This is a genomic window from Erwinia sp. B116, assembly GCF_002865965.1.
Classification (GTDB): Bacteria; Pseudomonadota; Gammaproteobacteria; order Enterobacterales; family Enterobacteriaceae; genus Erwinia.
Map to the genome: position 1 here is coordinate 1 of NZ_JRZZ01000075.1, position 6,538 is coordinate 6,538.

At 43.8% G+C, this 6,538-nt stretch carries 6 protein-coding genes and 1 pseudogene; all 7 read left to right on the plus strand.

Translation table 11 applies throughout. The features are described 5' to 3' along the window. Positions 1 to 161: 161 nt before the first annotated feature. Complete coding sequence (locus NV64_RS23315) at positions 162 to 533, plus strand: hypothetical protein (protein ID WP_146005539.1); 372 nt, start codon at positions 162 to 164, stop codon at positions 531 to 533. A gap of 87 nt (positions 534 to 620) precedes the next feature. Then, complete coding sequence (locus tag NV64_RS22255) at positions 621 to 2,564, plus strand: lipase family protein (RefSeq protein ID WP_101506811.1); 1,944 nt, start codon at positions 621 to 623, stop codon at positions 2,562 to 2,564. Further along, positions 2,557 to 3,324, plus strand: a complete 768-nt coding sequence (locus NV64_RS22260; RefSeq protein ID WP_101506812.1) for a hypothetical protein — start codon at positions 2,557 to 2,559, stop codon at positions 3,322 to 3,324. The genes NV64_RS22255 and NV64_RS22260 overlap by 8 nt, the downstream gene beginning before the upstream one ends. A 3-nt stretch (positions 3,325 to 3,327) precedes the next feature. Further along, positions 3,328 to 3,861 carry a hypothetical protein gene (locus NV64_RS22265; RefSeq protein ID WP_233209076.1) on the plus strand — a complete coding sequence of 178 codons (534 nt, stop codon included), beginning with the start codon at positions 3,328 to 3,330 and terminating at the stop codon, positions 3,859 to 3,861. 257 nt (positions 3,862 to 4,118) lie between these two features. Beyond that, the gene (locus NV64_RS22270) at positions 4,119 to 4,385 is read left to right on the plus strand and encodes a PAAR domain-containing protein (protein ID WP_101506813.1); all 267 of its coding nucleotides are present in this window, start codon (positions 4,119 to 4,121) and stop codon (positions 4,383 to 4,385) included. 3 nt (positions 4,386 to 4,388) lie between these two features. Beyond that, positions 4,389 to 5,549, plus strand: coding sequence for a hypothetical protein (locus tag NV64_RS22275; protein ID WP_101506814.1), 1,161 nt, complete (start codon positions 4,389 to 4,391; stop codon positions 5,547 to 5,549). Beyond that, a pseudogene (locus tag NV64_RS22280) lies at positions 5,536 to 6,538 on the plus strand (type VI secretion protein VasK); the annotation flags it as partial. The gene NV64_RS22275 and the pseudogene NV64_RS22280, both read left to right, overlap by 14 nt.

The following is a 6,538-nucleotide window of genomic DNA, read 5'->3' on the forward strand; positions in this document are numbered from 1 at the left end:
CTATTTCAACATTGCCATGGATGTTTAAAACTATGTCTATCAAAGTTGGGGCGGTATTTCTTGTTGCTGTGTTAATCTCAGAAGCAATTAAAGTTGTGTCATTTATCCTGGCGAAAAAATGATATTCAATAAGTCTGTTATTATATTAGAGAGAAGTGTGGTTGAACGATGCACTAAATTTAAAATATACCGAAGTGTTGTTTTGGGAAATTAAAAATATTTTCATGATTGGTTCAGGTTCTGTAACAGCTCTTTTCTATACGCTATTGATGGTTTCGGTCGTAGATGGGTTTAGCTGGTCTGTAATTATTAATAGTACTATGGGTTTTCTTGATTCTGAAAATATAAGCATTTACGGTATTCTTCTATTCACCTTGTGTGTGGTTATATTATGGAGTGTTTTTGAAGGTGAAGAAAAGATACAACAGGTTTTTTTCAAATATTTCACGCCTCGTAGCTCTTTTTTCTGCTGTGGCGGTATTATTTCAGCCATTTCTGTGAAATTCAGAAAGCGCAACCTGATTGAAGTATGAACTAATAACACCACGTTATTTACGCTCTAACATAATTAAATTATGAGGGTGTAAACTAAACACTTGCAAGGATAGAGGTTTAGTTTTATGGCAAATAATTCACTGGTTACTTCCATAACGCATAGTAACGCTGATGTCATGGCTGGAAAGCAGAAACCCTACTGGGTCGAATTTCAATTGGTAGATGAGCAGGGTGATCCAGTGGCGAATATGCCATGGACAGCTGAAAGTTCTCATCCAGTTTCTGGCCCAGTCAAAGAGTTTACGCATTCGGGCCAAAGTGATGCTGACGGGATTATCCGTATTGATATGCCGCATGGTCTTGAGTTGAACCTGACATTAGACAGCAATAAGTTGACTAAAGAAATGGAGAAGCGTTCTCTTCGCGTTGGTAGAGATCCTGTAAAAGATTCGATTGTTCGCCAAAAAGCAGAGGGAAATGGTTATGTGTGGCACTACGCTGTCGTCGGTGAATTATGTCATGAAAAACCTGATTTACAGCTAAGAGACGGGGAAGAGTTGCCATTATTTCATTTTCCGATTAGTAGTTCATTTAAGGGCATTAAGGTCAGAACAAATGAACTTGAAAAGCGCCATGTAATCGAAATTTGCCCGTTTAGATCCTGGGAATTAGTTCTCCATCACCAGAACGATTACTCTATGGCAAATGCCATTAATTTAGGATTGGCCTCAGATTTAGCATATGATGAGATAGATATCATCACGAAGTATTTTATTAATCAATGTCAGGACCTGTCGACGATACCATCCAGAAAAGTCGGCAAATCGACTATTAATGCTTTAGTTTTCGATGTTCCATATTCTGATAGGTATTTTATTCCAATAGATGTGGATTCGACTAAAGCTGATGAGCCTGAAGGGGATACGCAGCTTTATTATGTCTACAATAAAAATAAAATAGTCATAGCGTGGCGCGGAACTGCCAGTCTGACTGATGGGATAACTGATGCTTCATTCAGGCCAGTAGAGTCCAATAGTTGCAAAATAAAATCTGAATGTACTTCATTAGTTCCTGTAGGGAAGGTGCATACTGGTTTTTTGGAAGGCTATGCCTTAATGGAAAGAAAATTTGAAAAGCAACTTATAGAATTGGCGAGAATAATACTGGATAAGGATTTGTTTATTTGTGGTCACAGCTTGGGAGGGGCACTGGCATTAATTCACTCTGCAAGGTTAAAAAATAGAAATCCATTGCTTTATACCTATGGTATGCCGAGGGCTTTTACTAAAAATGCTGTAGATGCATTATCAGGTATTATTCACTATCGGCATGTAAACGATCAGGACCCAGTACCATCAGTTCCGCCTGAAGTTGATCTGGATAATCAATTGTATAAGTTGTGGGGCCCATTGGGAACAACTCTTGGCTTTTTATGGTCTGTCGTTGAACTTACCGCCTCGCAAGTCGTAGAGTGGGGTGATTGCTTCTGGCATCATGGAAACACCGTGGCATTTCTAACCACAACGCAAAGTAGAAAATGGCAACAATGTAGTATTGAGCTTCCTTTCCCAAGAAATTGTATGACCATTCAGGCAAGGCTTCCTGAAAAAGTTAAGCTCTATCTAGTACCTTCGTTGGCACTTCAGGAAGCTAAGCAATCCGGGCAAAATCAAAAGGCTTTTAAAGCTTCGCTTACTAAGGAAGATCTTCAAGAATTTTTCCCCGAAGGCATGAATCCCAGTAGAGGTATACCTGCGAATGTTGGAAATCATCTTCTGACATCATATATGCCCTATATAAATAATAAATTGCTTGGATTAGCTTATGAAAAAGGATTGAGTGATGGAAAGGTTTTCACTGAACACGCCGATAAAGTAGCATCCTTTAATTTACAAATGGAGCACTATTCAGGTGAAATCCCTAAGAATGAGTTTAACAGAAATATAAAATTTCTTTCGATCGAGGGTTTGCTAAAAAACTCGCTTAGCTCAACCATCTCTGCAGCATCCGGTTCTGATGCTCTTAAAAGATTTGGCCACTATGGTGAAGAGGAAATAGAAAATGTATAAAATATTAAATTTATTTATCTTTCTACAGATTTCATTTTTGCTAAATGGATGTGCTCGTGCAACTGATAGAACATTATCACCGCCATCAAATACTGAATGGGTAAATATCGAGATAAATAATCCTTCAGCGTATACAAAACCTTTTCCTCTTGAGGTGCTTTACGTATCAACGACGTGTAAGCGTAAGTTGATGAGTATGCGGGACGGCCAGCACTATGAGAAGGTGGGATACAATCCCGTAAAGATCCCACCTCAGAAACAAAGTGATTCTAATATATGGCTTGCAAAAATAGCGAAGGATGGTGGTGGTAAGTGTAACTGGAAGCTGAGTGAGTTCAATTTGGGTATTGAATATGTAGATGCAACTCACCTTGGTAAGAATCTGGCGCTGGGGACGGCCGTTGGTGCTACAATTGCGTTTGATGACAATGCAACAAAAAATGGTCGATTTAAGGTATTTGAAGGTTCTGAACTAGTTTTATCTCCTACGTATTACCCTTTAATAGATAGTAATAAAGATATAAACGTGAATGATACTTTAAACTTATTTGGTCAAGAAGATTTTTTACTGAAGAAGATAGTGTCTTCTGCTAAAAACGTTCAGATCAAATTTGAACCGACAATTGATGAGTCTAAAGTAGTCAGGATGATTGCTCCAACAGAACAAAAAGTTGGGGTGCATTATAAAATTATCTACCCTGATGGCACAGTTGTATCTGATGGAACAACTCACCCTGATGTAAGCAGGTTGAAGGATTAATTTATGTGTAAGGATATAAATAAGTTATTCCTCAGTACTCTAATGTTATTTATTGTTAGTTGTGTCAGTGCGGATGATCGCACACTGTCACCACCAGCGAATACTCAGTGGGTTAATATTGAAGTAAAAAATCCATCTCAGTATACGAAGCCATTCCCGCTTGAGGTCAGATACTTATCACATGAGTGTCAGAAAAAAAGAGTGAGTGGGTTTGACGGCTCTGTTATCACTGAACCCAGCTATAACGTTATTGGGATCCCTATGCAGCAAGAGAGCGGGGATACCTGGAAAGCAAAAATTGCTATTACTGGCGGAGGCTCGTTTAAATGGACGTTGAGTGCGGTCAATTTAGGTATCGAGTATATAGATGCGATACATCTTGGCAAAGATCTCGTACCCGGAACAGCGGTAGGTGTGGCTCTTGCTTTTGATAATGATGCTTCGCGAAACGGGCAATATGGATCAGTGCAAGGGGATTTGAAACTATCGCCAAAGTATTATCCTTATATAACGGAGTGGAATCTTAATAAAAAATAGAAAGACCTGTCTTTGTATGGGAAGGAAATTTTTTAAGTTACAGGATTACTGGTGGTGATAATTTTTTATTTGAACCTTCATTAGATGAAAATAAATTAATTAGATGTATTGAGCCAGAGAAGAAAATCAAAGGTGTTTACCCTAGAATAATATATCCAGATGGTAGGGTTACATCCGATGGAACCGTATTTCAGGATTTTGATAAGGTCGACAAAATGCAAGTTAATTGATTCTTATTTATTGTGCGAGGATTCAACATGACAAAAGGCTTCGTTTTACTCGGTGATAAAACAACGCATGGCGGTGAAGTGATCTCCGCCTCTTCCAGGATTACAGTCGATGGGAAAAAAGCCGCTTTGGTTGGCGATATGGTCAGTTGCCCGGTAGAAGGGCATGGAAAGAATCCCATAGTGGAAGGATCACCGCACCGCACTTTTAATGGTCGGGCAGTCGTTGTTGATGGCTGCAAATGTCAGTGTGGTTGTACTGTAATTTCAAGTACTCAGAACAGCACGGTAGGATAATAAATGGGCTGGGAAAGGACGAAAGCAACAACAATGGATCTACCTCCAGAGCCATCATTTATGGGATGGCTTTTAGCCGGAGGTGTTGCCGCGATTGTGGGTATTTTGCTGTTTATCCTCCATGCGTCCGGCATGGTTAATGCGCTGGCAATATTCAATATCTGGTGGCTGGCATCCAGCCCTGTTCTTGGCTGGTTTTTCCTGTTTTGTTTGCGAGGGTGGCTGTGGGGCAGAACCGTCAATGAACATCAGTTTTTGCAAAAGGAAGCTGAATACGGGCAGCAGAAGTGGGAATCCTGGGCAGGACGTTATCTGGCCGTGCTTGGAAGCAGCATGCTGCTACCTTCTGGAGTGACCTCTGACGCCATTGCGAAAACTGAAGCCGGAGATGCACCCCAATTTTTTTCACTGACCAGCCATTTTGATGCTCAATTGGTGACGTCCACCTCCCTGTTGGAACTGGGTCTGGCCGGTGTACAAAACGCGATCGCGATGTTACCTGCTACAGTGCCGTTCAATGTCACCATCGTTAGCGACATGATTTCGTATGACTTTGAAACTCAGTTCCACGAAGTATGGGGAAGAATTTACCCTGGGCATGCGCTAACAGGTTCGGTTTCATTTTGTGAAACCCTTTCTTTTTCCTGGGTCGAAGAACGCCTTAAAAATCCCGTTTTCGATATCGATTTGATCCTGATATTGCAGCAGCAGGGTACTGAATATTATTCCGATGCACTCGCGACCATAATACTTACCAGCGATGATGTTGCTGAAAAATATCAGCTTCCTCATTCTGCCCGCATATTGCGACCGATGCCGTTGGACATGGAAAATTTCAAAGCTGATATGGGATTGTTCCTCGAAACTCAAACGATCGCCTGTCAGACAACAGGCGTGTTTTGTGACTACGGGCACTGGAATGACGAGTTTGCTGAGTTAATGACAGCATCTCAATCACATCTGACACCGTGGGAGCCGCAGGAGATTGATGTACTGGAAAAATATAACGGGATTCCAGGGGCAGGGAGTGCGTGGCTTTTAGCCACATTACTGTCCGACATCGTGTCTGTTAGCAACAAACCTGTTTTAGGGCTGTTGACCTCAGGTACTGATCGTTTTGTCAGTACTGTTACCTCAGGGAGTAGAAATAATGATGCTGGGTAGTTCATGGAGCAGAGGAGGGCTTGCCGGCATGATAGCCTTCATCTCAGCAGTTATGGTGGCCTTGATCCTTCATTTTGGTCCCCCGCATGGCCTCGATACCCGACTGAAGCAGGTACTTGTATTTGCTGCCGTATGGATAGTAATGCTTATTACTTTCTGTACGCCGTTTATGTTCCGGTTCATGCGGGAAAAGTACCACCGCTGGCGGGAACAGAAGAACAATGCTTTGCCTTCTGATGAATCAAGAGTTGCCAGGACTCCACCACGCAACGTCACGGTCGACACCATCCGTGCAGCCATGCGTAACCTCTACGGTCGTCGCTGGGGCCGCAAAACCCGTATCCTCTTGATAACCGGCACCGCCTCTGAAGTGGAGCAGCTAAGCCCAGGCCTGACGGAGCAGCTCTGGCAGGAAGATCGCGGCACGTTACTGCTGTGGGGCGGTGACCTCAACACACCAGCAGACAGCGCCTGGCTGACCGCACTGCGCAAACTTCGCCACCGTCCGGTAGATGGCCTGGTGTGGGTTACCTCAGCTTTTGACCAGCTGTCGGCTCCAGGACTGGAACAGCCGTTGCCGGTGCCGTCTGCAGGCACCATAGATTCCCTGTCTTATGCCATCAGCAGCCGCATGGATACGCTGGGCTGGAAACTCCCGCTGTATGTCTGGTCCCTGCACCCGCGCGGCGGGAAGCCGGATGGTCGCATTATACAGGCGACAGGCTGTCTGCTGCCTGCAGGGTGCCGCCCCGGGGGGCTGGCTGAAAAACTCGCTACCCTGACGCCGGAACTGACCTCGCAGGGTGTGCAGCAGAGCTGTAATGAGGTGAAGCACAACTTCCTGCTGGCGCTTGCCGATCAGCTCATCCGCGAGCCGGAGAGCGTGACCGCGCCGCTGTCGGTGATGCTTAACCGGTACCGACCGCTGCCGCTGGCGGGCGTGGTGTTCAGCCAGGTTTCTGAGGATGCGGAACGCAGCGTGGCGCATC

Bases quoted from the DNA above. Each gene is read 5' to 3' on its own strand.
- NV64_RS22255 (WP_101506811.1), top strand. From the start codon at position 621: ATGGCAAATAATTCACTGGTTACTTCCATAACGCATAGTAACGCTGAT.
- NV64_RS22265 (WP_233209076.1), top strand. From the start codon at position 3,328: ATGTGTAAGGATATAAATAAGTTATTCCTCAGTACTCTAATGTTATTT.
- NV64_RS22275 (WP_101506814.1), top strand. From the start codon at position 4,389: ATGGGCTGGGAAAGGACGAAAGCAACAACAATGGATCTACCTCCAGAG.
- NV64_RS22260 (WP_101506812.1), top strand. From the start codon at position 2,557: ATGTATAAAATATTAAATTTATTTATCTTTCTACAGATTTCATTTTTG.
- NV64_RS22270 (WP_101506813.1), top strand. From the start codon at position 4,119: ATGACAAAAGGCTTCGTTTTACTCGGTGATAAAACAACGCATGGCGGT.